Annotated in this window: 17 protein-coding genes; 8 read left to right on the top strand and 9 right to left on the bottom strand. The window is 70.6% G+C overall.

Annotation, left to right across the window (positions count from 1 at the left end; translation table 11 throughout):
* Positions 1–136: 136 nt before the first annotated feature.
* Positions 137–1,024: a hydroxymethylglutaryl-CoA lyase gene (locus GGQ83_RS19485; RefSeq protein ID WP_184386670.1), complete on the bottom strand. Its 888-nt coding sequence runs from the start codon at positions 1,022–1,024 to the stop codon at positions 137–139.
* Positions 1,021–2,187 carry a CaiB/BaiF CoA transferase family protein gene (locus GGQ83_RS19480; RefSeq protein ID WP_184386669.1) on the bottom strand — a complete coding sequence of 389 codons (1,167 nt, stop codon included), beginning with the start codon at positions 2,185–2,187 and terminating at the stop codon, positions 1,021–1,023. The genes GGQ83_RS19485 and GGQ83_RS19480 overlap by 4 nt, the downstream gene beginning before the upstream one ends.
* A 302-nt stretch (positions 2,188–2,489) precedes the next feature.
* On the opposite strand from GGQ83_RS19480, the gene GGQ83_RS19475 reads away from it, so the two are divergent.
* The 3 genes from GGQ83_RS19475 to GGQ83_RS19465 are packed head-to-tail and all read left to right on the top strand — an operon-like array spanning position 2,490 to position 4,680.
* Positions 2,490–2,669: a hypothetical protein gene (locus GGQ83_RS19475; RefSeq protein WP_184386668.1), complete on the top strand. Its 180-nt coding sequence runs from the start codon at positions 2,490–2,492 to the stop codon at positions 2,667–2,669.
* Positions 2,666–4,021, top strand: a complete 1,356-nt coding sequence (locus GGQ83_RS19470; RefSeq protein WP_184386667.1) for an amidase — start codon at positions 2,666–2,668, stop codon at positions 4,019–4,021. Before GGQ83_RS19475 ends, GGQ83_RS19470 begins: the two co-directional genes overlap by 4 nt.
* Positions 4,015–4,680: a phosphorylase family protein gene (locus GGQ83_RS19465; RefSeq protein ID WP_184386666.1), complete on the top strand. Its 666-nt coding sequence runs from the start codon at positions 4,015–4,017 to the stop codon at positions 4,678–4,680. Before GGQ83_RS19470 ends, GGQ83_RS19465 begins: the two co-directional genes overlap by 7 nt.
* Here the strand turns inward: GGQ83_RS19465 and treY are convergent.
* From treY to GGQ83_RS19435, 6 genes are read right to left on the bottom strand one after another with little or no spacing between them, the layout of a single operon-like run.
* Complete coding sequence (gene treY, locus GGQ83_RS19460; RefSeq protein ID WP_184386665.1) at positions 4,647–7,382, bottom strand: malto-oligosyltrehalose synthase; 2,736 nt, start codon at positions 7,380–7,382, stop codon at positions 4,647–4,649. The genes GGQ83_RS19465 and treY overlap by 34 nt on opposite strands.
* Positions 7,379–9,130, bottom strand: a complete 1,752-nt coding sequence (treZ, locus tag GGQ83_RS19455; RefSeq protein WP_184386664.1) for a malto-oligosyltrehalose trehalohydrolase — start codon at positions 9,128–9,130, stop codon at positions 7,379–7,381. The genes treY and treZ overlap by 4 nt, the downstream gene beginning before the upstream one ends.
* Positions 9,127–11,232: a glycogen debranching protein GlgX gene (gene glgX / locus GGQ83_RS19450; RefSeq protein WP_184386663.1), complete on the bottom strand. Its 2,106-nt coding sequence runs from the start codon at positions 11,230–11,232 to the stop codon at positions 9,127–9,129. The genes treZ and glgX overlap by 4 nt, the downstream gene beginning before the upstream one ends.
* Position 11,233: 1 nt before the next feature.
* Complete coding sequence (gene glgB / locus GGQ83_RS19445; protein ID WP_184386662.1) at positions 11,234–13,387, bottom strand: 1,4-alpha-glucan branching protein GlgB; 2,154 nt, start codon at positions 13,385–13,387, stop codon at positions 11,234–11,236.
* Complete coding sequence (treS, locus tag GGQ83_RS19440) at positions 13,384–16,617, bottom strand: maltose alpha-D-glucosyltransferase (RefSeq protein ID WP_184386661.1); 3,234 nt, start codon at positions 16,615–16,617, stop codon at positions 13,384–13,386. Before treS ends, glgB begins: the two co-directional genes overlap by 4 nt.
* Positions 16,618–16,620: 3 nt before the next feature.
* Positions 16,621–19,818: a maltotransferase domain-containing protein gene (locus GGQ83_RS19435; RefSeq protein WP_311728799.1), complete on the bottom strand. Its 3,198-nt coding sequence runs from the start codon at positions 19,816–19,818 to the stop codon at positions 16,621–16,623.
* 631 nt (positions 19,819–20,449) lie between these two features.
* Here GGQ83_RS19435 and GGQ83_RS19430 point away from each other — a divergent pair.
* Entirely contained in the window at positions 20,450–21,271 is an 822-nt protein-coding gene (locus tag GGQ83_RS19430) for a potassium channel family protein (RefSeq protein ID WP_207017802.1), read from the top strand.
* Between the two features lie 21 nt (positions 21,272–21,292).
* Here the strand turns inward: GGQ83_RS19430 and GGQ83_RS19425 are convergent, their stop codons facing one another.
* Positions 21,293–22,621, bottom strand: coding sequence for an aspartate aminotransferase family protein (locus GGQ83_RS19425; RefSeq protein ID WP_184386659.1), 1,329 nt, complete (start codon positions 22,619–22,621; stop codon positions 21,293–21,295).
* Positions 22,622–22,750: 129 nt separating this feature from the next.
* Here GGQ83_RS19425 and GGQ83_RS19420 point away from each other — a divergent pair, with 129 nt between their 5' ends.
* The 4 genes from GGQ83_RS19420 (at position 22,751) to GGQ83_RS19405 (ending at position 25,956) form a co-directional block, all read left to right on the top strand.
* Entirely contained in the window at positions 22,751–24,172 is a 1,422-nt protein-coding gene (locus GGQ83_RS19420; RefSeq protein ID WP_184386658.1) for a LutB/LldF family L-lactate oxidation iron-sulfur protein, read from the top strand.
* Positions 24,169–24,876, top strand: a complete 708-nt coding sequence (locus tag GGQ83_RS19415) for a LutC/YkgG family protein (RefSeq protein ID WP_184386657.1) — start codon at positions 24,169–24,171, stop codon at positions 24,874–24,876. Before GGQ83_RS19420 ends, GGQ83_RS19415 begins: the two co-directional genes overlap by 4 nt.
* Positions 24,873–25,418, top strand: coding sequence for a Smr/MutS family protein (locus tag GGQ83_RS20355; RefSeq protein WP_184386656.1), 546 nt, complete (start codon positions 24,873–24,875; stop codon positions 25,416–25,418). Before GGQ83_RS19415 ends, GGQ83_RS20355 begins: the two co-directional genes overlap by 4 nt.
* A 181-nt stretch (positions 25,419–25,599) precedes the next feature.
* Complete coding sequence (locus tag GGQ83_RS19405; RefSeq protein WP_184386655.1) at positions 25,600–25,956, top strand: helix-turn-helix domain-containing protein; 357 nt, start codon at positions 25,600–25,602, stop codon at positions 25,954–25,956.
* Positions 25,957–26,047 lie beyond the last annotated feature (91 nt).

Genomic DNA, 26,047 nt, shown 5'->3' with positions numbered 1-26,047 from the left:
GATTTCCTTTCGAGCGGGCTGTGCCGCGCGGCTCGTCACGCCGCGCGCGCCAGGCAAGGCTTCACCCGCGTGCCCCCGGCAAGGCTTTACCCGCGCGCCCTAGGCACGACTTTACCCGCGCGCCCCAGGCACGGCTTCACCCGCGCGCCCCCGGCACGCCGCGCACCCGCCCGCCTGGCATGGCGCCCGGGATGGCGGCGGCCATGTCCGCCGCTTCCAGCAGCCTGGGCCAGTTCAGCCCGGTGGAGACACCCATCCGCTCGAACATCCAGGCGGCATCTTCCATGGCAGTGTTGCCCGTGGCCCCCGGCGCATAGGGGCAGCCGCCGATCCCGCCCGAGCCCGCGTCGAACACGCGGCACCCCGCCTCCCAGGCGGCCAGCATGTTGGCCAGCCCCAGCCCATAGGTGTCATGCCCGTGGAAGGCGAAGCGGTTGCCCCAGCTCTCGATCGCGTGGGTGAAGACGCGGCGCACCTGGTCGGGCGCCGCATTGCCGGTGGTGTCGGCGATGGCCACCTCCATGTCGGCGTCCAGCGCCTGGGCACGCTCGATCCAGTCCAGCGCCTCGGCCTCCGGCACCACGCCCTCGAAGGGGCAGTGGAAGGCGCAGGAGAGGTTGAAGCGGATCTTCGTGCCCTTCGGCGTCTCCTGCACCAGCTTGGCCAGTTCCGCGAAGCTCTCCATGCGCGTGCGGTTGAGGTTCGCCTTGTTGTGGCTCTCCGTCACCGACATGAAGAAGCCTAAGCGATCCGCGCCCGCCTGGATGGCCGTGTCGAAGCCGCGCCGGTTGGGCACCAGCACGGTGCATTCCAAGCCATCGAGCTGCTTCGCCGCCTTCAGCACCTCATTCGTGTCGGCCATCTGCGGGATGGCCTTGGGGCTGACGAAGCTGCCCACCTCCATCCGCGTGACGCCGGCCGCGTGCAGGGCGCGCACCAGCGCCACCTTGGTCTCGGTCGGCACCCATTCCTTGATGGGCTGCAGCCCGTCGCGCGGGGAGACTTCGGAGAGGGTGACGTTCATCGGGCTTCTCCCAGCAATTCATGGAACACATGGTCATTGTCCGCGCCGGCCGCACGGCCGGGCCAGCGGATCATCTCGGCGGGGGCGATGCCGTCGAAACGGAAGGGGGGTGCCGGGTGCAGCACCTCGCCCAGCAGCGGGTCGGCCACCTTCTGCACCATGCCGCGCGCAAGGAAGTGCGGGTCGGTCGCGCAGTCGGCGATGTCGTAGAGGCGCGAGCACGGCACCTCCGCACCTTCCAGAAGCGCCTCGGCCTCCTTGGCGGGCAGGGTGCGCGTCCAGTCGGCGATGGCGGCATCCAGCTCGGCCGCGTGTTCGCAGCGGCCGCCATTGGTGGCCATGCGCGGGTCGGCGGCAAGCTCCGGCCGGCCGATCAGCGCCATGAGGCGGGCGAAGATCAGGTCCGAATTGCCGGCGACGCAAAGCCATTTCCCATCGGCGCAGGGGTAGGTGTTGGTGGGGGCCGCGGTCGGGATGGCGGCACCCGCCGGCTGGCGCACCCAGCCGAACAGCCCGTGCTCGGGCAGCATGCCCTCCATCAGCGAGAACACGGAGGAAACCAGGTCCAGGTCCAGCACCTTGCCCGCATTGTTGCCCCGCTCGCGCCCCCAGCAGGCCGAAGCGATGGCAAGCGCCGCATACATCCCCGCCAGGTCATCGCTGATGGAGACGCCGCAGCGCGGTGGCGGGTATTCGCTCTGGCCCGGATTGGCCGTCAGGTGGCGCAGTCCGCCCATGGCCTCGCCGATGGCGCCGAAGGCCGGCTTGTCGCGATAGGGCCCGTCCTGCCCATAGCCACTGATGCGCGCGATGATGAGGTTCGGGTTGGCCGCATGCAGCACCTCGGGGCCGAGGCCGATGCGCTCCAGGTAGCCGGGGCGGAAATTCTCCACCACCGCATCGGCGCGGGCGCAGAGCGCCTTCACCCGGCGCTTCCCTTCCTCGCTCTTGAGGTCGAGCGTGACCGAGAGCTTGTTGCGCCCATGCACGCTGAACCACACGGAATGCCCGTTGTGCTTGGCGCCCCAGCCGCGGAAGGGGTCGCCGCCGGGCGGCTCCACCTTGATGACCTCGGCGCCCAGATCGGCCAGCAGCCGCGTGCAGAAGGGGGCGGCGATGTAGTGCCCGAGTTCCACCACCTTGAGGCCCGTGAGCGGCAGCATCCGTCTTCCTTCCCAGATCCGGCCCTCGGCATAGACCCGGCCGCCGCCCGCGACAATTCGTGCGGTGCCGGCAACACTTCCGTAACTCGGCCTCCCCACATTGCGGCATGGGATGTGTTCTCCCCCCGAACACTCCCGTCTCTCCCGGACCTCCCGGGGCGGCGCCTCGCCGCCAGGGAGCCCAACTTCAGGGGGCGGTCGCGCCAACTCTCCCCCCCGAATGCGGCCGCCCCCTGCTTTTCCCCCCTTTTCCACCCCTCCCGCCCGGCCCAAGCTGCGCGCGGACAGCAGGGGTGCCCACCATGACCGATGAAGAGATCGCCGCCCTCGTGAAGGCCGCGGGGCTGGAGGACGCCGCCGCGCGCTACCCGGCCGATGTGCGGGCGGCACTGGCGCAGCTGGCCCGCCAGCGCGGGCAATTGCCCCGCAGCGGCGACCCCGCGCTGGAACCCACGCCCGCCTTCGTGGCACCCCGCGCATGACCCCGCACCAGTTGACGCTGGCGGAGGCCGCCGCCCTCATCGCCGCGCGCAAGCTCTCGCCGGTGGAACTGCTGGAGGATTGCCTCGCGCGCATCGCCGCCGTGCAGCCGCGACTCGACGCCTTCATCCGCATGAACGTCGCCGAAGCCGAGGCGGCCGCGCGCGAGGCCGAGGCCGAGATCACCCGGCACGGCCCACGCTCGCCCCTGCATGGCATCCCGGTGGGGCTGAAGGACATCATTGACCTCAAGGGCCACCCCACCACCTGCCATTCCAAGCAGCGCCTGGACCACATGGCCGATGCTGATGCGGCGGTCGTGGCGCGGCTGCGCGCCACGGGCGCGGTGTTTCCGGGCAAGCTCGCCACGCATGAATTCGCCATCGGCGGCCCGGCCTTCGACCTGCCCTTCCCGCCCGCCCGCAACCCGTGGAACACGGCGCACCATCCGGGCGGCTCCTCCTCCGGCTCCGGTGCCGCGGTGGCGGCGCGCATGCTGCCGGCGGCGCTGGGCACGGACACGGGTGGCTCGGTTCGGCACCCGGCCAGCCATTGCGGCATCGTGGGCCTCAAGCCCACCTATGAGCTGGTGCCGCGCGCGGGCGTGTTTCCGCTGGCCTTCTCGCTGGACCATGTGGGGCCGCTGACGCGCACGGTGCGCGACGCCGCGCTGATGCTGAACGTGATGGCCGATGGCGGGCAGGACTACACCCGCGGCCTGACCCAGGGCGTGCGCGGGTTGCGGATCGGCTATGTCCGGCACTTCCACGAGAAGGACCAGCCGGCCTCGGCCGAGATGGCGGCGGCACTCGACGAGGCCGCGCGCCTGCTGGAAGCGGAGGGCGCCATGGTCACCGACGTGACCCTGCCCAGCCTCGACGAATTCGCCGCCGTGAACCGCACCATCCTGGCCGCCGAGAGCAGCGTGGTGCACGAGGAATGGCTCAAGACCCGCCCGCAGGACTATGCGGCCGTCACGCGCCGCCGCCTGCTGCCGGGCATGTTCCTGCCGGCGGTGGACTACATGCACGCCGCCCGCCGCCGGACCCAGCTTCTGGCCCGGGTGAACGAGGTCTTCGGCCAGGTGGATCTGCTGCTGACCGCGAGCAGCATGGAGGAAGCCGCCCTCATCGACGACGAGCCGGAGGTGGAGCGCACCTATCCCCGCCAGGCCCGCACGCCCTTCAACGTGACCGGCCAACCCGCCATCACGCTGATGAGTGGGTTGTCGGCAAAGGGCCTGCCGCTCTCGCTGCAACTGGCCGCGCCCGCCCATGCCGATGCGCTGCTGCTGCGCGCTGCCCATGGCTATGAGCGCGCCGCCCCCTGGAAGGACTACGCGCCGCCTTGCTGATCCCGGAAGGTGCGGTGGTGGCGGTGGGGCTGGCCAGCGAGGCCGCGCTGCTGCCGGCCGGCACGCGCGTGCTGGTCTCGGGCGGCGATGCGGCACGGCTGGCCGAAATGCTGGAAGCCCTGCCCGCCGATGTGACCTGCGTGCTGTCCTTTGGCATCGCGGGTGGTCTGGCGCCCGAGGCCCGCACCGGCGAGGTGCTGCTGGCCGGCACGCTGCACGCGGGCCAGACCTTCGCCCCCGATGCCACCTGGACGGCGGCGCTGGCCAAAGGCACGGGGGCCACAGGCACGGGGGCGCGTGTGGTGCCGCTCGCCGCCAGCGAGACGTTGCTCGCCGATGTCCAGGCCAAGCGCGCCCTGCACGCGGCGACAGGCGCGCACGCCGTGGACATGGAAAGCGGCGCGGTGGCGCGCTTCGCCACCACGCGCGGCCTGCCCTTCGCCGTGCTGCGCGCCGTGGCCGATGGGCCGGAGGACGCCCTGCCCCGCGCCGCCCACCGAGCGCTGACGCCCGACGGCCGCCCCGCGCTGGGCCCCGTGCTGGCAGGGCTCGCGCGGCGCCCCTGGGAATTGCCCGCCCTGATCGGCCTGGGCCGCGCCAGCGCGCGCGCCCATGCGGCGCTGGCTCAGGCCATTTCCAGCAGCGCCAAGGGAAGCTGAGACAGCGCCTCGTCCAGCCGCAGCCGCCCGCCACGGGCACGCAGCGTCTGGCCCGTCAACACGTCGCGCCAGCTGGCGCCGGCCAGGCGCGCGGGCAGGACGAGATGCGTCTCCGCCCAGGCCGCCCCCGGCACCAGCGGCGCCTCGGCCGCGCCGAGCAGCGCCGCCGGCAACCGTGTCGTGATGGCCAGCACCTTGCCTTCGCGGTGCGGCCGCGCGAAGGCCAAGGCGTGCTGCGCCGCGGGACCTTCGGCCTGGAGCGGCAGGTGGTCGCCCGCCGCGAAGACCTCCGGCCGCGCGCGGCGCAGCTCCAGGGCGCGGGCGATGATGGCCTGCTTCACCCTGCCATCGCGCCAATGACCCAGCAGCTGGGCCGGCGGCACGGCCTGCTCCAGCGCCGCCATGCGCGCGGCGAAATCCACCGGGCGGCGGTTGTCGGGGTCCACCAGGGAGAAATCCCAGAACTCCGTGCCCTGGTAGAGATCAGGAATGCCCGGCGCCGTGCAGCGCAGCAGCGCCTGGGCCAGCCCGTTCACAGCGCCGGCCGGAGCAAGGCGAGCCGCAAACCCCGCCACCTCCTCGCGCCAACGGCTGGCGCGGTCGGCGGCCAGCGCCGCGTGCAGGAAGTCCTGGCAGGCGGCTTCATAATCCGCGTTTTCCACGGCCCATTCGGTGCGGCGCTTGGCCTCGCGCTGCGCCTTGCGCTGCCATTCGGCCAGGCGGGTGGCGAAGGCAGCCACACCCGCGTCATCGGCAGGCGAGAGATCGAGCGGCCAGGCGCCCACCATCATCTGGTAGAGCATGAGCTGGGCGCTCATCCCCGGCGCGGGACCATCGGGCAATTCGCGGCGCAGCGGCGCGTTGAGCCGCGTCCAGCGGTCCACCACCGCTTCCCATTCACCGGGAATTTCGGACAGCACGGCCAGCCGCGCGCGCACATCCTCGCCGCGCTTGTGGTCATGCGTGGCGGTGGCGAGCATCGCCGCCGGGAAACGCTTCGCTCGCATCCGCGCCGTGCCGTGGAAGGCGCCGGGCGAGACCGAGAAACGCCCCGGCTCGGAACCCACCTCATTGCGCGAGAGCATGCGGCCATAGCGGTAGAAGGCCGTGTCCTCGACGCTCTTGGCCGCGACCGGCGCCGAGAGCTGCTGGAACCGCACCGCCGCCACCAGCCTTTCGCGACGCTGCGCGGGGGGCAGGCTGCGCGGGGGCTCGCCACCCAGCCAGTCATCGAGCAGCGGCAGAAGGTGTCGGCTCGTGGGGCGCAGCGTGCGCCGCGCGCCGGCGATCGCCCAGTCGAGGACACGCCGGTCCTCCTCGCTGCGCCCGCCCTTCGAGATGTAGAGGCGATAGAGCGGGAAATGCACCAGCACCTCGGCCAGCGCGCGGCGCAGCGCCGTCAGCGAATGGTCGCGCGTGGCGAGCTCCTGGTTGGCCACGCGCTTCAGCGCGGCCGCGGTGGCGTTCAGCTCCGAGGCCAGGTTGTCGCGCAGGATCTGGCGCCGGGCCTCCTGCGCCTCCTCCTCGAAATGCGCGGGGCGGCCGGTGCGCTCGGTCCAGATGCGGGTGAGCGGTTCCTCGCCCGCCGGGTCGTGCAGGACGCCGCCCACCTCGTCCATGAAGTCGTAGCCGGTGGTGCCCTGCACCTGCCAATCGGGGCGCAGTGCCTCAAAGGGGGCGAGGATCTTCTCCACCCAGATCAGCGGCTCCTGATCCGGCCGCAGCGTCTGCATGCGGCGGTGCAGCTTGCGGCAATAGGCGCGCGGATCGGCCAGCCCGTCCACATGGTCAATGCGCAGCCCATCAATCGCGCCCTCGGCGTAGAGGCGCAGCACGAGTTCATGCGTGGCGTCGAAGACCGCGGGGTCCTCGGCGCGCAGCCCGGCCAGCGAGGTGATGTCGAAGAAGCGCCGCCAGTTGATCTCGTCCGCCGCCGCGCGCCACCAGGCCAGGCGGTAGTGCTGGCGTTCCAGCAGCGCGTGCAGGGCGGCGCGGCCTTCCTCGGTCGTGGGGTCGTGGGCGCCGAGCACCATGGCGATGAGCGCCTCGCCCTCCGGCGTGGCGGCGTGCTCTGCCAAAGCGAGGTGCGCGGCCTGCGCCGCGGCGCGGCTGGCCGGGCGCAGCGCGGCGAAGCCCACGGCCGGCCCCTGCCCTTGCAGCAGCGCCGCGTGGTGCGGGGCCGCGATGGGAAAGCGATGCTCGAAATACTGCGCGTGGAACTTGCCCAGCGTCGCGTCGAAATGCAGGCGCAGGTCGCCCGAGGCCAGCGCCTCGCCATAGGGCGCGCCCAGGAAGGGTGCCAGCAGCTTGTGGCGCAGCGCGGGGTCGGGCGGCTCCCAATCAATGTCGAAGAAGCTGGCATAGGGGCTGTGGCGGCCCCATTCCAGCACGTCCAGCCACCAGGCATTGTCGGCACCGCCCACGCCCATGTGGTTGGGCACGATGTCGAGGATGAGGCCCAGCCCTTCCGCCTTCAGCGCAGTGACGAGGCGGCGCAGCGCGTCCTCGCCGCCCAGTTCAGGGTTGATGGCGCCGTGATCCACGATGTCATAGCCATGGGTGGACCCTGGCCGCGCCTTTAGGATGGGCGAGGCATAGAGATGGCTGATGCCCAGCCGCGCGAGATAGGGCACCAATGGCACCGCGTCATCCAGCGTGAAGCCCGCATGGAATTGCAGCCGGGCGGTGGCGCGCGGCGTCATTGGCCGAGCAGCGCCACGGTGGTGCGCGCGGGGAGCGTGCCGGCGGCGAGCGCGGCGGCGGCGCCTTCGCGGCCTTCGAACAGCAACGCGCCGCGCGCCGTGCAGGCGACGGGCGCCTCTCCCAGATTGCAGGCCAGAGTCAATTCCTCCTGGTTGGACAGGCGCCAGCGCGCCAGCACGGCCTTCTCTCCCACCGCCTCGGCGCCCAGCGCGCGCGCGCCGGGCAGATGCGAGATGATGCGCGCGTGGCGAAGCGCGAGCAGATGCGTGTAGAGGGCCAGTGTCGTCGCATGGGGTTCGCGCGCGGCCTCCGTCACATCCGGGATGGAGGCGGTGAAGGTCGTAGCATCGTTCGGGTCGGGGATGCGGGCGCGCGTCGCGGCGTCGGCGAAGGCGGCGAAGTGCGCGAATTCGCGGCGCCGCCCTTCGCGCACCAGCGGCGCCAGCTCCGCATTGTGGTCGGTGAAGAAGAGGAAGGGGGCGGTGGCCCCCCATTCCTCGCCCATGAAGAGCAGCGGGATCTGCGGGCAGAGCAGCAGCAGCGCCGTCGCGGCCGCCAGCGCCTCGGGGTCCGCCAGCGCAGGCAGACGTTCGCCGAAGGCGCGGTTGCCCACCTGGTCGTGGTTCTGCAGGAACAGCACGAAGGCGGTGGGCGGCAGGTGGGCCGACGGCTCGCCACGCGGCGCGTCCAGATGCGCCGAATGCTGCCCCTGGAAGAGGAAGCCCTGCCCCAGCACGGTGGCGAGCTTCGTGGCACCGTCTTCCGCGAAATCCTCGTAGTAGCCCTCGCGCTCGCCGGTCAGCAGCGGGTGCAGGATGTTGTGGCCGTCATCATTCCACTGCGCGTCGAAGGAGCCGTCGGGCGCCAGGTGGCGCGCGGCGTTGCGCTCATTCTCCAGCACCAGATGGATGTGGCGGCCGGGCAGCTCCGCGCGGATGCGGCGCGCCAGATGGTCCAACCAGTCGGGGTCCGGGATGGCGTGGACGGCATCGAGGCGCAGCCCGTCGAAGCGGTAGTCGCGCAGCCAATGCAGCGCGCATTCCTCGAAATAGGCGCGCACCGCGGGCTCGGCGAAGTTGATGGCGGCGCCCCAGGGGGTGTGGACGCCCTCGTCGAAGAAACGCTTCGCATAGGCGTGGAGGTAGGCGCCGTCCGGCCCGAAATGGTTGAACACCACGTCGAGCAGCACCATCAGCCCCTCGCCATGCGCCGCATCCACCAGCGCCTGCAAGGCCTGGGGCGAACCCAGCGCCGCATGGGGTGCGAAGGGCAGCACGCCGTCATAGCCCCAGCCGCGCGCGCCTGGCGCCTCGGCCACGGGCATGAGTTCGATGGCGGTGACGCCCAGCGCCTTCAGCCGCGGCAGGGCTTCGCGCACACCGTCGAAGCCGCCCATCGTGCCGGCGTGAACCTCATAGATCACGGCCTCATGCCAGGGGCGGCCCTGCCATGCGCCATGCTTCCAGAGAAAGGCGGCAAGGTCCACTAGCACCGAGGCCCCATGCACCCCGCCCACCTGCGCGCGCGAAGCGGGGTCCGGCACCACCAGCCCCGGTGACACGCGAAAGCGGTAGCGCGCGCCCTCGCCCACCGGCGCGTCCAGCGTGAACCAACCCTGTGCCTGCGCCGCCATGGGGATGGGGGCGCGGCCCTCCACCTCCAGCAGCACCGCGTCGCTGTCCGGCGCCCAGAGGCGGAAGCGCGTGCCGCCACCGGGCCGTGTCACCGGGCCCCAGAGCGTGTTCATTCGGGCGGCAGCCGGGTCGCCGTCAGCACCACCGAATGCGCGGCCACCAGCACGGAACGCCCGGCGGCCTGGTGTTCGGCGAGGTCCGGATGGGCGCTGTCCAGCATCATGGTCCAGTCCATCGCGGGCTCGGGCAGGGTGAAGCGGTGGCCGTCAGAATCCGCGTTCAGCAGAAGCAGCACCACATCCACATGTCCCTCCGGCGCCACCACCGCCCGGCGCAGGATCAGGGTGCGCGCCTCCGGCTCGGCCCAGGCCTCGGGCGTCATTCCCTGGCCGTGCTGGTCGAACCAGCCGATGGCGGAAAGGCCGGGCCGCAGCTCCGCCGCGCCATGCTCATAGACCGCCGGGCGCAGCGGCGGCAGCTGCTGGCGCAGGCCAGCGAGACGCGCGGTGAAGCGCTGAAGGGATTGCGCCTCCTCCGTCTCCGCATGGTTCCAGTCGAACCAGGAAATGTCGTTGTCCTGGCAATAGGCGTTGTTGTTGCCGCCCTGGGTGCGCGCCATCTCGTCGCCGCCCAGCAGCATGGGCGTGCCGGCCGAGGCGAACAGCGTGGTCAGCATGGCGCGCGCCACGCGGGCGCGGGTGGAGCGGATACCCTCATCCTCCGTCTCACCCTCATGGCCCCAGTTGCGGCTGTGGTTGTCGGAATGGCCGTCGCGGCCATCCTCGCCATTGGCCTCGTTGTGGCGCTGCTCATAGGCCGTCAGGTCATAGAGGGTGTACCCGTCATGGCTCGCCAGGAAGTTGACGCTGGCCCAGGGGCGGCGGCGGCGCTTGTCGAACATTTCGGCCGAACCCGTCAGCCGCGCCGCGAGGTCGCTTCGCATGCCGCTGTCGCCCCGCCAGAAGCGTCGCACGCCGTCACGGTAGCGATCGTTCCACTCGGCCCAGCCGGGCGGGTGGTTGCCGACCTGGTAGCCGCCCGGCCCGATGTCCCAGGGCTCCGAGATCAGCTTCACGCGCGCCAGCACGGGGTCCTGGCGGATGGTGTCGAAGAAGCCGCTGCCGGGGTCGAAGCCATGCGCCTCGCGCCCCAGGATGGTGCCGAGGTCGAAGCGGAAGCCGTCGATGTGGAAGTGCTGCACCCAGTAGCGCAGGCTGTCCATCACCATCTGCAGCACGCGCGGATGGCTGATGTTCACCGTGTTGCCCGTGCCAGTGTCGTTGATGAGGTGGCGCGGGTTGTCGGGCAGCAGCCGGTAGTAGGAGGCGTTGTCCAGGCCGCGCCAGGACAGCGTGGGGCCGAGTTCGCTGCCTTCGCAGGTGTGGTTGTACACGACGTCCAGGATCACCTCGATGCCCGCGGCGTGCAGGCGGCGCACGGCCACCTTCAGCTCGTTCCGCATCCAGGGCTCGACGAGGTAGCGCGGCTCGGGCGCGAAGAAGGAGAGGGTGGAATAGCCCCAGTAGTTCCTGAGGCCCTTCTCCACCAGGAAGCGGTCCTGGAGGTAGGCGTGGATGGGCAGCAGCTCCACCGCCGTCACGCCGATGCGCTGCAGGTGTTCGATCATCCGCGGGTCGGCGAGTGCGGCGAAGGTGCCGCGCTCGCGGGGTGCCACGTCCTCGCGCAGCTTGGTCAGGCCGCGGACATGCGCCTCGTAGATGATGGTGCGGTCCCAGGGGATTTCCGGCGAGCGGTCGTCGCCCCAGTGGAAGCTCTCATCCACCACCACGCCCTTGGGCATGGCGGGCGCGCTGTCGCGCCGGTCGAAGGTGAGGTCCCCGCGGCCTGCACCCAGACGGTAGCCGAACAGCGCGTCGGACCAGCGCACTTCGCCCGAGAGCTGCCGCGCATAGGGGTCAAGCAGCAGCTTGTTCGGGTTGAAGCGGTGGCCTTGGCGCGGGTCATAGGGCCCATGGGCGCGATAGCCGTAGAGCATGCCCGGCCGCGCCTCGGGCAGATAGCCGTGCCACACCTCGTCGGTGCATTCGGGGAGGGGCAGGCGCGCGATCTCGCGCCGGCCGGCCGGGTCGAAGAGACAGAGCTCGATGCGCTCGGCATGGGCCGAGAACACGGCGAAATTCACGCCGAGCCCATCCCAATGGGCGCCGAGCGGGTCCGCGCGGCCAGGCAGCAGCCGGTCCGGAAGGGGGGCCATCCTAGGCGCGCCGCCCCAGGACCAGTGTGGACAGCGGCGGCAGCGTGAGCGCCACCGACTGCGCGAAGCCATGCGCCGCGACGGGCTCGGCCCGCACGGCGCCGCCATTGCCCATGTTCCCGCCGCCATAGAGGCCGGCATCTGAGTTCAGCAGCTCAGCCCATTCGCCGCCCTCGGGCACGCCGAGGCGGTATCCGTGCCGGGGCACGGGTGTCATGTTGCAGGCGACCAGCACGGGTTCGTCTCCTTCCGCGCCCAGCCTGAGCCAGGCCAGCACGCTGTGATCGGCATCGTCGGCGGTGATCCAGCGGAAGCCCTCGGGCCGGGCGTCCGCCCGGTGCAAGGCGGGCTGCGCGCGGTAGAGGGCATTCAGGTCCCGCAGCAGATGCTGCACGCCGCGATGCGCCGGCTGGTCGAGCAACGGCCAGGCGAGCGCGGCGTCGTGGTTCCATTCGGCGGGCTGCGCCAGCTCATTGCCCATGAAGAGCAGCTTGCGGCCCGGGTGCATCCACATGAAGCCCAGATAGGCGCGCAGGTTAGCCAGCTTCTGCCATGCGTCGCCCGGCATCTTGCCCAGCAGCGAGCCCTTCCCGTGCACCACCTCATCATGGCTGATGGGCAGGATGAAGTGCTCGCTCCAGGCATAGACAAGGCCGAAGGTCATGGCGCCGTGGTGATGGCGACGATGGATCGGCTCCTGGTGCATGTAGCCGAGCGTGTCGTTCATCCAGCCCATGTTCCACTTGTAGTGGAAGCCCAGGCCGCCTTCTTCCACGGGCTTGGTCACGCCGGGCCAGGCGGTGCTTTCCTCCGCGATCATCACGGCGCCGGGGCAGCGTTCGCGCACCACAGTGTTCAGTTCGCGCAGGAAGGACACGGCCTCCAAATTCTCGCGCCCGCCATGGCGGTTCGGCACCCACTCGCCCTGGGGCCGCGAATAGTCGCGGTAGAGCATGGAGGCCACCGCATCCACGCGCAGCCCGTCCACATGGAAGCGTTCCAGCCAGTGCAGCGCGGAGGAGATCAGGAAGGCCCGCACCTCATTCCGCCCGAAATTGTAGATGGCAGTGTTCCAGTCGCGGTGGAAACCCTCGCGCGCGTCGGCGTGCTCGTAGAGGGGGCTGCCGTCGAAGCGGTACAGCCCGTGCGGGTCGGTCGGGAAATGCGCCGGCACCCAGTCGAGCAGTATGCCCAGCCCGGCCGCATGGGCGCGGTCCACGAAGCGCGCGAAGCCCGCCGCATCGCCGAAGCGCGCGCTGGGCGCGAACAGCGACAGGGGCTGGTAGCCCCAGGAGCCCCCGAAAGGGTGCTCCGTGATGGGCAGGAATTCCAGATGCGTGAAGCCCAGCCCCTGCGCGTAGGGAATGAGGCGATCGGCCAGACGGTCCCAGTCAGGCGCATCGCCATTCGCATCGCGCCACCAGGAGCCGGGATGGACCTCATAGATGGACATGGGCGCATCCAGCGCCTGGCGCGCCTCGCGGCCCGCCATCCAGCCTTCGTCCGTCCAGTGGAAGGGCGCCGCTTCCGGCACGCGCGAGGCGGTGGCGGGCGGCGCCTCGGTGGACAGCGCCACCGGGTCGGCCTTCAGGGGCAGCACGGAGCCATCCGCCGCCAGCATCTCGTAGGCATAGGGCGCGCCGGGGGCGAGGCGCGGGACGAACAGCTCCCACACCCCCGCCTCGCGCCGCAGCCGCATGGGGTGGCGGCGGCCATCCCAGCCATTGAAGTCGCCCACCACCGAGACGCGCCGCGCATTGGGCGCCCAGACAGCGAAGCGCACGCCGGCGATGCCCTCGATCTCCATGGGCTGCGCGCCGAAGACGCGGCCCATCTCGAAATGCCGCCCTTCCGCCAGCAGGTGCAGGTCGAGCGGCCCCAGCAGCAGGCCGAAATCATAGGGATCCTCAGTTTCCTGCACGGAACCGGGCCATTCGATCCGCAGCCGGTAGGGGGCCTCCCGCGCCGGGCCGGCAAACAAGCCGCCAGGGTGGACGGGTTCCAGCCGGCCCATTTCCTGCCCGCCTTCGCGCGCCAGCAGCGTCACGGCGCGCGCGCCGGGTTGGAAGGTGCGAACCTCCCCGCCCTGGCGGCCCAGGATGGCGAAGGGGTCTCCGTGATGGCCGGTAACCAGCTCCTCCAATCCTGCGATCATGACGTCATCCTTTCGGCGAGCTCCACGAGGCCGCGCAGGGGAACGCCGATCCAGGTGGGGCGGTTGGCGGCTTCGTAACGTATTTCGTAGGCGGCCTTCTCCAGCAGGAAGAGGTCGAGCAGCGCGGCCTCCGCCCCCGCCGGCACCCAGGGCTCAGGTGCCGCGGCATGCACCTCGCGGTAGGCGTCGAGGAAGACCGTCGCGGTCTCCTGCTTCCAGCGCGCGAAGAGGGCGGCGCGGCGGTCGGCCGGGGCCGCGGCCACGGTGTCGTTCCCCTCGCCCACATGCGCCGCGTAGTCGAGGCTGCGCAGCAGCCCCGCCACGTCCCGCAGCGGGCTGCCCTTGGCGCGGCGTTCCTCCAGCGTGCGCGCGGGCTCGCCCTCGAAGTCCACGATCACGGCATCGCCCTGGGCCACCAGCACCTGGCCCAGGTGGAAGTCGCCATGCACGCGCGTCTTGAGCGCGCCCTCGGCCGATTGCGCGAGGCGCTTTGCCGCCGCGTGCAGGGCCTTGCGCTTCCCGATCACGAAGCGGGCGCGTTCGGCATCCGCCTCGTCCAGCTCGGCGCGGGCCAGCAGGTCCAGCGCGGGGTCCAGCTGTTCCAGCACGCCCTTCGCCCATGTGGCACGGTCGGCCTCGGTGGCGGTCTCAGGCGCGAAGGCCTCGTCGCGGCTGGCGGAGGCCAGGGTGGCGTGCAGCTCGCCCAGGCGGCGGCCCAGCAGGGCGGCGAAGCCCTGATAGCCCGCGAAGACATCCTCCGGCGTCTCGTCATGCAGCGCCGCGTCGTCAATGGCGCGGCCCAGCCAATCGAGCGTCCAGCCCCAGCCATCGCCCTGGTTGCGGACGAAGCCCTGCACCAGCATCAGCGTGTGCGGCGTGCCGTCGGGGGCGACGCGCACCACCTCGCCCAGCAGGGGCGCGATGTTGGCGAAGCCCGCCTCGGTGAGGTGGCGCGTCATCTCCGCCTCCGGGTGGATGCCCGGGTTGATGCGGCGGATGATCTTCAGCACCACCTGCTCGCCATAAATCAGCGAGGAATTGGACTGCTCCGCGGAAAGCCGCCGCACCTCCGCCCCCTCGGGCATCACGATGTCGGTGAGGCGCGAGGTGGCGTTGAAGCGGATTTCCCCCGCATCGCTGTTCAGCCGCTGTCCCGCGCGCAGGGCGGACAGCACGGCGGCCGGCATGCGGTCATCGGCGAAGGCGTCGGTGAGGTAGCCCACGCGCCGCCCCTGCCGCAGCCGGGCCAGCGCCAGCTGCGAGGAAAGCGGCCCGCTGCCCTCCATGTCCTCCACGCCGGCCAATGGCAGGGCGTAGCGCTCGGTGCGGCCGGGAAGGTTCACCTCCACCTCGGCCATCACCACGGCGCCCTGGGTTTCCGGCAGCGTCGCGATGGCGTCGAGGCGCAGCGCGCCGAGCTTCTCTCCCTTCGACGCGAACCAGCGCCGCTTCGGCAGGTATTCGGGCAGCACCTGCTGCTCCAGCTCCGCCCTCGTGGTGGCGCCCAGCATCTCCTTCACATTGGCGCGCAGCACCAGCGTGCGCAGGTCCGGCAGGGGCTCGGGCGAGGGCGTGTGCCAGGCCGGCAGTGCCTGGTCCGCCGCCAGCACGAACCAGTAGAAGCCATAGGGCGGCAACGTCAGCAGGTAGGGAAGCTGGCCGACGGGCGGGAAGCTCGTGCCGCCCAGCATCTCCACCGGCACGCGGCCGGCCAGGGCCGAGAGGTCCAGTTCCACCGCCTGGGCCGAGCGCGAAAGGTTGAACACGCAGAGGATCGTGTCCTCCTCATGCTCGCGCACATAGGCCAGCACCTTGCGGTTCGCCGGATAGAGCAGCCGCATGCCGCCGCGCCCGAAGGCCTGGCTGCGCTTGCGGACAGCCAGCATGCGCCGCATCCAGTTCAGCAGCGAATGCGGGTCGCGCGCCTGCATCTCCACATTCACGGCCTGGAAGCCGTACATCGGGTCCTGCAGGGGCGGCAGGACGAGTGCCGCGGGGTCGGCGCGGCTGAACCCGCCATTCCGGTCGGGCGACCACTGCATGGGCGTGCGCACGCCGTCACGATCGCGCAGGAAGATGTTGTCCCCCATGCCGATCTCGTCGCCATAGTAGATCACGGGCGTGCCGGGCATGGAGAGCAGCAGCCCGTTCATCAGCTCGATACGCCGGCGGTCGCGCTGCAGCAGGGGGGCGAGCCGCCGGCGGATGCCGAGGTTGATGCGCGCGCGGTTGTCCGCGGCATAGGTGCTCCAAAGGTAGTCGCGCTCCTTGTCGGTCACCATCTCGAGCGTCAGCTCGTCATGGTTCCGCAGGAAGATGGCCCATTGGCAGCCCTCGGGGATGTCGGGCGTCTGGCGCAGGATGTCCGTGATGGGGAAGCGGTCTTCCTGGGCGATGGACATGTACATGCGCGGCATCAGCGGGAAGTGGAACGCCATGTGGCATTCGTCGCCCTCGCCGAAATAGATCTGCGTGTCCTCGGGCCACTGGTTCGCCTCGGCCAGCAGCATCTTGTCCGGGAAGTCCTGGTCCAGCCTGGCGCGGATGCGCTTCAGGATGGCGTGGGTTTCTTCCAGGTTCTCGTTGTTGGTGCCCTCGCGCTCCACCAGGTAGGGCACGGCGTCGAGGCGCAACCCATCCACGCCGATGTCGAGCCAGAACTTCATGGCCCCCAGCACCTCGGTCATCACGCGCGGGTTGTCGAAGTTCAGGTCGGGCTGGTGGCTGTAGAAGCGGTGCCAGAAATAGGCCTTCGCCTTGTCGTCCCAGGTCCAGTTGGACTTCTCGGTGTCGCAGAAGATGACGCGCGTGCCGTCATATTTCTCGTCCGTGTCGGACCACACGTAGAAGTCCCGCGCGGGCGAGCCGGGCTTGGATTCGCGTGCCTTCTGGAACCAGGGGTGCTGGTCGCTGGTGTGGTTGATGACCAGCTCCGTGATGACGCGCAGGCCGCGCGCATGCGCCTCGCGCACGAAGCGCTTCGCGTCGCGGAGATTGCCATAGCTCGGGTTCACGCCGCGGTAGTCGGCGATGTCATAGCCATCGTCGCGCAGCGGGCTCGGGTAGAAGGGCAGCAGCCACAGCGTGTCCACGCCCAGTTCCGAGATGTAGTCCAGCTTCTGCATCAGCCCGGCGAAGTCGCCGATGCCGTCGTCATTGCCGTCGAAGAAGCTCTTGACGTGGAGCTGGTAGATGACCGCGTCGCGGTACCAGTACGGGTCCTGCGCCATGGCTCAGACGCCCCCCGCCGGGCGCACGCGCCAGATTCCGAAGGGCAATTCATGAGGATCAAGCGTGATCTGCTGCACTTTTCCGCTCCATGTGAAGCTGTGTCCGCGCATGAGGTCTTCCACCTCCAGCGCCGCGTGGTCGGGCAGGCCCCATTCCCAGAGCGGCACCTCCACCGAGGCCTGCTGCACCGCATGCGGGTCGAGGCTGACGGCGATGAGAAGCACGTTCGTGCGGTCCGCGCTCTGCTTGCGGAACCACAGCACCTGGTCGTTGAAGGCGTGGTGGAAGGCGAGGCCCAGATGGCTCTGCAGCGCCGGGTTGCCGCGGCGGATGGCGTTCAGCCGCGTCACCTCGTCGATGATGTCGCCCGGCGCGCGGTCGGGCCAGACGCGGAGCTGGTATTTCTCACTGTCGAGATACTCCTCCTTGCCCGGCATGGCCCGCGCCTCGCAATACTCGAAGCCCTGGTAAAGGCCCCACAGCCCCGAGAGGGTGGTCGCCAGCGCGGCCCGGATCAGGAAGCCCGGCCGCCCCGATCGCTGCAGGAATTTCGGGTTGATGTCCGGTGTGTTCACGAAGAAGTGCGGGCGGAAGAAGTCCTTCGGCGCTGTCGTCGTCAGCTCCGTGAGGTACTCCGTCAGCCCCGCCTTGTCGTTGCGCCAGGTGAAGTAGGTGTAGCTCTGGCTGTAGCCGACCTTGGCGAGGCGATACATCACCTTGGGCCGCGTAAAGGCCTCGGAGAGGAACACCGCATCGGGGAACTCCGCGCGGATATCCGCGATCATCCATTCCCAGAAGGGGAAGGGCTTGGTGTGCGGGTTGTCCACGCGGAAGAGCCTGACGCCCTGCACGCACCAGAACCGCACCACGTCGCGCAGCGCGTTCCACAGCGCGGGCTTCGCACCCTTCGCGTAGAAATCGACGTTGACGATGTCCTCGTATTTCTTGGGCGGGTTCTCGGCGTAGCGGATGGAGCCATCGGGCCGCCACTCGAACCAGTCCTTGTGGTCGCGCAGCCAGGGGTGATCGGGGCTGCACTGGATGGCGAAGTCCAGCGCCAGTTCCAGGTTGTGCTCCCGCGCCGCGTGCACCAGCCGCAAAAAGTCATCGAGCGTCCCGAGTTCCGGATGCAGCGCGTCATGCCCACCCGCCTCGGAGCCAATGGCATAGGGGCTGCCCGGATCATCCGGCCCCGGCGTCAGGCTGTTGTTGCGCCCCTTGCGGTTCTTGGTGCCGATCGGGTGGATGGGCGGGAAGTACAGCACGTCGAAGCCCATGCCGCGGATGCGCGGCAATTGGCGGATCACGTCGTCGAAGGTGCCGTGCCGTGTCTCGCTGCCCGACTGGCTGCGCGGGAAGACCTCATACCAGCTCGCGAAGCCGGCACCCGTGCGTTCGGCCTCCACCGGCATCTCGGGCGAGCGCAGCTTGAAGGGGCGGTCATCGGCGGCCGCCATCAGACGCGCCGTGTCGGGCGCCAGCAACAGGGCGAGCTTCTCCGCGTCGCCCGCCGCGGTGATGCGCGCGGCCAGCGCCGCCACCTCGTCGCCGGCGCCTTGGCCCGCGGCCTCGACCAGGCGGCGGCCCTCTTCCAGCTCCACGCCGATGGCGACACCGGCGGCGTGCTTCTTCTGCAGCTCGTCGTGGAAGCTCGCGAAGGCGTCGCGCCAGGCCTCGATCACGAAGACGTAGCGGCCCATGCGCTCCAGCGGGAAGCGCGCGGTCCAGGCGTCATTGCCCAGCGGCGTGAGGCGCACCTCGCGCCACGCCTCCTCATCCACCGCGCGCCAGAGCAGGGCGGCGCCCAGCTTGTCATGCCCATCGCAGATGATGTCGCAAGTGACCTCGACCACCTCGCCCACGATGCGCTTCACCGCGAAGCGGCCTTCCTCGACGCTGGGGGTGATGGCCTCGATGCCCAGGCGCGGCGCCTCGGTGGCGGCGGGCAGGGCCGCGCCACGGATGGGCGCGGATGCCTCGGCGCGATAGATGCGGGTCTCGCCGCCGCGCAGCGTGACCTCGCCGCCCGGCAGCAAGGGCGCGCCCTCCTCCGGGCAGCAGGGGGTGAAGCGGGTGAAGACGCCGCCCGTGCCGGGCAACAGCGCGGCCGCGCTCACGCTGGCCGCCTGGTGCAGGTCAGTGTTGGCGAGGGTAAGGGTGGCGCCCTCCGCCCCTCGCGCATCAGGACCATGGGCGCGCAGCAGCGCGGCCACCGGGGCGCCGGGGCCGGTCAGCGGCCGCAACTCGCCCGCGGCCAACGCCTGGTCCTGGAGGGTGGCATTGGTGGCGCGCAGCTCGTCTTCCAGGTCGAAGCCGGCGTTGCGGCGCAGCCATTCCCAATCGCCAGGACGGTCGCGCGCGGCATCCAGCGGGCGGCGCGCGCCGAATTCAAAGCCCATGGGCACGAGCAACCCCGCCCCCATGCCGGCTGCGAGGCGCAGATGGCGCAGCGCGGCCATCCGCGCGAGGCCGGGGTCGGCCTCCTGCGCCGCGAGGCGCGGGCCGAAGGGCGCCTCAACCGTTGCCAGCGTCGGGCCGAGGGGGGCGAGGCGCTGCGCCTCCTCCGCCAGCCAGCCGTCGCGCAGATCCCACCAGGCCAGGCTGTTGAAGGCGCCGACGAAGCCGAGGCCCGCAAGGCCGGGCACGGCCTCGGCCGGCAGGCCGGGCGTCCAGGCCAGGAAACGCGCCTGCGGAACGACGGCCATCAACCGGCGCCAGACCCCGGCCGGCACGGCAGCCGGCGCCTCACAGCGGAAACCGACCAGGCCCGCCTCGACGAAGCGGCGCAGACGTTCTTCCCACCAGGCGCCCAGCGCCTCCGAGGCCTCCGCGTCGCTCCAGCGGGCCAGGGCGATGGCGCGGTCGGGCGGCGGCAGGCGGGGGTCCGGCAGGGCATCGGCGGCGGGGGCCTCGAACCAGCTGGCATGGTCGTGGGCCAGGCGCCCATCGGCCGCCACGCGGTCCAGCACCAGGTCCATGTAGAGATCGAGCCCGCGCGCCCGCGCCTTCTCGGCAAGCTGCTTCAGCGCCGCGGCGCTGTCGCCCGAGGCGTCCAGCACGGGATGCGCCACATCGGGGTCGCCCATCTGGTAAAGGTGCCCCGCCCCACCGGGGGCCACGGGCGGCGGGATCAGCACGCCGTTGAACCCGAGCGACGCGGCACGCTCCAGCGCCGCATCCCAGGCCGGCAGGGCGCCCACCAGCAACGGATGCAGCAGATAGAGCCGAGGCGCGGGCTGGGCCGGAAATGCCGTCGGCGCGGTGATGGTTTCAGACGGACCTGGCCTGGGTGTCGCCTTGGCCCGTGTGGCGGCCTGTCCCGTGGCACGGGCGGGCGCCTGGCCCGCGGTGCGGGCTTTCGGTTGGGCCGTCTTTGGCTTGCTCGGGCGGTGTTCCGCCATCCGGACCTCCATTCGCGCGGTTTCGCCACGCCGGAGGGCCCGGCATGGCGGCGGCTCCCTTGGGTCGGGGAACCAGGATCGGGCAGCATGGCGGCTACGCTCAGTATCACTCGCGGAAAAAAATCAACCGCATATGATCTGGACGAAACACCACGCTTCCAAAGCCCAACGCACGACCAACAACAACAGATGCATCGAATCAGAGGCGAATTTCTCGACGGCAGGTTGACCGTCATTCCGATTCGAAAACTGGCCGGCCTTGGGCCTCGCGGGGCGGATTCATACGAAATCAGCCACGCATGACCTGATGGATTGTCCGATTATTTAGCATCGTCTGGGCATATGGGAAAGCCATCAAGGGTGACTACCCGTCCCCGGAGGCGTAGAGACAGGGCCACACCCCTGAACCGCCCTCGCTGGAAGGCTTGCCTTGGCACCCGACCGCCCCTCGCTCCGCCGCCGCCTGTTCGTGCAGCTCAGCCCGCGGCAATGGCCGGCCGAGGGGATGTCGCCCGCGAACAAGATGATCGGGCTTCTCATCCTGTTCTCGGTGGGCGTGGCCACGCTCGAGAGCGAAATCACGATCTACGCGGGCAATGAGGGGATTTTCCGCACACTGGAATTGCTGCTCGGCGGCATCTTCCTCGCGGAGTACCTGACGCGGATCTGGGTGGCGCCGGAGGCCGACCCCGATGGCCCCGCCTGGCGGGCACGGCTGCGCTTCATCGTCTCGCCCGCCGGCATCCTGGACCTGTTGGCGCTGAGCCCGCTGCTGCTGGAGGATCTGGGCCCGCAGGCCTTCCTGCTGCGCTTCGCGCGCATGCTGCGCATCCTGCGCTTCGCGCGGCTGGGCCAATTCTCCGGCGCCTTCGCCTTCCTTCAGGAGGCCCTGGCCTCACGCCGCCATGAGCTGGTGCTGGGGGTCTGTGTGGCGGGGGGGCTGCTCGTGCTCTCGGCCACGCTGCTCTACGTGGTGGAGGGCGACGCCCAGCCCGAGGCCTTCGGCTCCATCCCGCGGTCCATGTGGTGGGCCATCGCGACGCTGACCACGGTGGGCTATGGCGATGTGGCGCCCATCACCTGGTTCGGACGGGTCTGCGCGGGCTTCATCGCGGTGCTGGGCATCGGCCTGATCGCCATTCCGACCGGCATCCTGGCCGCGGCCTTCAGCGACGCCGCGCAGCAGCAGCGCATCCGCAAGGAGGCGGCGCGCAAGGCCCATGGCCATCATCATGGCGAGCCCCACCAGTAGGGCCCGCCATGAACAGCCGCCTCAGGCGGCTTCCTTGTGGATCGCGTCCTGCAGCGTGCCGAAGATACGGTCCACATGCGGCTTCTCGATGATCAGCGGCGGGCTGAGCGCCACGATGTCGCCCGTCACGCGGATCAGCACGCCCTCGTCGAAGCAGCGGCGGAAGACGCGCATGGCGCGATCCCCGGGCGCGCCCTCGCGTGGAGCCAGCTCGATGCCCGCGATCAGGCCGTGGTTCCGCACGTCAATGACGTTGGGGGCCGAGCGCATGGCGTGGGCGGCGTCCTCCCAATAGCCCTCGATGGCGCGCACCCGGCCGGGCAGGTCCTCGCGCACATGGATGTCAATGGCGGCGATGGCGGCGGCGGCGGCCAGCGGGTGGCCCGAATAGGTGTAGCCGTGGAAGAACTCGATGCCCGCCTGGGTGCCGTCCACGATGGTCTGGTAGATCTCGTTGCGCACCGCGACCGCGCCCATGGGCACGGCGGCGTTGGTCAGGCCCTTGGCCATGGTCATGATGTCGGGGGCAACACCCAGGCGCTCGGCGCCGAAATGCGTGCCGATGCGGCCGAAGCCCGTGATGACCTCGTCATAGATCAGCAGGATGCCGTGCTTGTCGCAGAGCGCCCGCAGTCGCTCCAAATACCCCTTGGGCGGCACCAGCACGCCGGTCGAGCCCGCCACCGGCTCGACCATGACCGCCGCGATGGTGTCGCCATGCAGGGCGACCAGCGACTCCAGGTGGTCGGCGAGGTTTGCCCCATGCTCGGGCTGCCCGCGGCTGAAGGCGTTCTGCGCCGGCAGGTGGGTGTGCGGCAAGTGGTCCACATAAGGAAGCATGGCGCCGAACTGCTTGCGGTTGGGGCCGATGCCGCCCACCGACATGCCGCCGAAGCCCACGCCGTGATAGCCGCGCTCCCGCCCCACCAGGCGGACCCGCTGCGCCTGGCCGCGCGCCCGCTGGTAGGCCAGCGCGATCTTGAGCGCGGTGTCGGCGCTCTCGCTGCCGGAATTGGTGAAGAAGACGTGGTCCAGCCCGTCCGGCGTCAGGTCGGCCACGCGCGCCGCCGCCTCGAAGGCGATGGGGTGGCCGAGCTGGAAGGTGGGCGCGAAGTCCAGGATGGCGGCCTGCTTCTGGATGGCCTCCACGATCTCGCGTCGCCCATGGCCGGCATTGCAGCACCACAGGCCCGCCGTGCCGTCCAGCACTTCCCGGCCCTCGGGCGTGTAGTAGTTCATGCCCTCGGCGCGCGCGAGGAGCCGCGGCGTGCCCTTGAAATACTTGTTGTCCGAATAGGGCATCCAGAACGCGTCGAGGTTGTTCGGGCGCGGGACGGAGAGTTCGTTCATGGGCGCGGGTCCTGGATGATCGGGCTGGGCGCAGGATAGGCCCGGGGCGAGGGGGTGCGAAAGGGGTGGACCTCGACCATGCCCGGCCCCGCCCTATACTATGGGGGCAGCCAGCCAGGACCGCAGCCCGTGCTCACCACCTCCCCCGCCTTCAAGGACAACGCCGCCCACGCGCTGAAGGATGCCGGGCTGCAGAAGGCGCTCGGCAAAGCCAAGGGCGCCTTCCTGCAACGCCGGGCCGAGGCCGTCTCCCGCCTGCCGGAGTTCGAGGCGCTGCGGGACGTCGGCCGCGACATCAAGAACCACACCCTGGCCAACCTCGATTTCTACCTGGAAACCTTCGCCGCCAATGTGGAGCGCGCGGGTGGCCATGTGCACTGGTGCAGCACGGCCGAGGAGGCCCGCGCCGCCGTGCTGGAAATCTGCCGCAAGGCGGGGGCGAAGACGGTCACCAAGGGCAAGTCCATGATCTCCGAGGAGCTCGGGATCAACGACCACCTGGAGAAGCACGGGATAGACCCCGTCGAGACGGACCTCGGTGAATACATCATCCAGCTGCGGCGCGAGACGCCCTCGCACATCATCGCCCCCGCCTTCCACCTGAACCGCGAGGATTGGGAGGCGGATTTCCGCCGCGCCCACACCGACCTCGACCCCGACCGCGTCTTCCACGAACGCCGCGACATCCTGACCGAGGCGCGCACCCGCCTGCGGCAGAAATTCCTGGCCGCCGATGTCGGCATCACCGGCGCCAACTTCCTGGTGGCCGAGACGGGCAGTTCCGTCATCGTCACCAATGAGGGCAATGGCGACCTGACGCAGACGCTGCCCCGCGTCCATATCGCGCTGGCCAGCATCGAGAAGGTGGTGCCCACGCTGGAGGATTGCGTGAGCCTGCTGCGCCTGCTGGCGCGCTCCGCCACCGGGCAGGATTTCTCCGTCTACACCACCTTCAGCACGGGCGCCCGGCGCGAGGCGGAGATCGACGGGCCGGGCGAATACCATGTGGTGCTGGTGGACAATGGCCGTTCCGCCATGGTCGGCACCGAATTCCAGGAGATGTTGCGCTGCATCCGCTGCGCCGCCTGCATGAACCACTGCCCGGTCTATGGCGCGGTGGGCGGGCATGCCTATGGCTGGGTCTATCCGGGGCCCATGGGGTCGGTGCTGACGCCCTCGCTGATCGGCGTGGAGAAGGCCGGGCACCTGCCCAATGCCAGCACCTTCTGCGGCAAGTGCGAGAGCGTCTGCCCGGTGAAGATCCCGCTGCCCAAGATGATGCGCCACTGGCGCGAGCGCGAGTTCGAACGGCACCTCTCGCCACAGGGGGTCCGCAGCGGGCTCGGCCTCTGGGCCTGGTTCGCGCAACGGCCGGGGGCCTATCGGCTGGCCTCGCGGATCGGGGTGGGGTTGATGGGGCTGCTGGGCCGCCACAAGGGCGCGTTCAAGTCACTGCCGCTGGCCGGCGGCTGGACGGCGGGGCGGGATTTGCCCGTGCCCCAGGGCGGCACCTTCATGGCGCAATATGCGAAGCGGATGCGGAACCGATGAGCAAGGACGCCATCCTCACCGCCATCCGGCGCGGCCTGCGCCGCGGCCCCCTGCCCGCCGACCAGCAGGCCATGCTGGGCGGGCGGCTTGCCACCCATCCGCGCCACCTGATCCCCGCGCGCTCCCGTGTGGCGCGGCCCGAGCAGGTGGCGCTGTTCATCCGCAACGTCGAGAAGGAGTTCGGCACCGTCCGCCGCGTGGCGGATGCCGCCGAAATGCCCGCCGCCATCGGGGAGTACCTGGCCGCGCAGAACCTGCCCCAGCGCATCGCCATGGCGCCGCACCCGGAATTGCAGGGGCTGGACTGGGATTCGCGCCCCATGCTCCAGGTTGAGGCGCGGCGCGGCGACCCACAGGATTCCGTCAGCCTCCAGCACGGCTTCGCCGGCATCGCGGAGACGGGCACGCTGATGCTGCCCTCCTCGCCACACCGCCCCACCACGCTGAACCTGCTGCCCGACACCGAGATGGTGTTCCTCCGCGCCAGCCGGATCGTCGGCGCCTATGAGGAGGCCTGGGACCTGCTGCGGGCCGAGAACCAGGACGCCCGCACCGGCGGGTTCATGCCCCGCAACGTGATGTTCGTGACCGGCCCCTCGCGCAGCGCGGACATCGAGCAGACGCTGGAACTGGGGGCGCATGGGCCGAGAAGGCTGCACATCCTCTTGCTGGATGACGATCCCGCCGCCCTGCCCGCCCCGTGAACGGCGCCACGAAGCGCCGCCGCGGGCTCTCGCCCGAGGACCGCGCGGCCTGGGCGGCGGTGGCGCGCACCATCACCCCCCTGCCCGGCAAGGCCCTGGCCGAACCGGAAGCGCCCCCAGCCCCGCCCAGCGTCACCATCACGCCGCCGCCACGCGCCCCGGCCACACCCGCGCCGCCCCCGCCGCGCCGCCCCCCGCCCGAGCTGAATGTCGGCATCCAGCCCGACGGTCTGGACGCGAAGCGCTGGCGCGACCTGCGCCGCGGCACGCTGCGGCCCGAGCGCAAGCTCGACCTGCACGGCATGACCGCCGAGCGCGCGCATGGCGCCGTCCGCACCTTCCTGCGCGCGGCGCAAATGGATGGCGCGCGGGTGGTGTGCATCGTCACCGGCAAGGGCAGCAGCACGGAGGGGGGTGTGTTGCGCCGCGAATTGCCGCATTGGCTCAACGCGCCCGAACTGCGCGCCGTGATCCTCGGCGCCGCCCACCCGCACCGGGCCAATGCGGGCGCGGTGCATCTGCTGCTGCGGCGGGCCAGGTGAGCCGCAGACGCGGCCCGGCCCAGCGCGCCCAGCGCGACTTTGCCGGTAACGAGCAGTGCTCCGAGGATGCGGCCGCACAGCGGCCGCCGCGCCTCGACCGCCCGCTGGTTCAGGAGCGTCAGCGCGTGGCGCGCAAGCCAAGCGCGCGGAGCGCGCGCCCGGCGCCTGAGGGCACAAAAACATGACCCCCTTCGGCCTGCGCCTGCGCGCGCTGCGCGAACAGCGTGGCGTCACCCTCAGCGAATTGGCGGCGGCGGTGCATGTCTCGGCCGCCTATCTTTCCGCGCTGGAGCACGGCAAGCGCGGCCGCCCCTCGGCCGGGCTGGTGCACCAGGTGAACGAGTTCTTCGGGCTGATCTGGGACGAGGCGGAGGAGCTGGTCCGCCTCGCGCGCATCTCCCATCCGAGGGTGGTGGTGGACACCTCGGGCCTGAGCCCGCGCGCGACGGAGCTGGCGAACCAGTTGGCCCGTCGCATCCGCGATCTGCCGGAGGAAAGGGTGGAAGCCCTCCTGCAGGAACTGAACAAGCCCGGTTAGAGCGGGATGCGTTGAGGTGGAATCACCGAGAACGCTGAATCCCGCTCTCAACAAAGGTTAGAGCAGGCTGCGTGAACGCATGTGAACGCAG

Source organism: Roseococcus suduntuyensis, from assembly GCF_014196305.1.
GTDB lineage: Bacteria > Pseudomonadota > Alphaproteobacteria > Acetobacterales > Acetobacteraceae > Roseococcus > Roseococcus suduntuyensis.
Note: the sequence above shows the minus strand (reverse complement) of the source record. Positions and strands in the feature narration are given on the sequence as shown.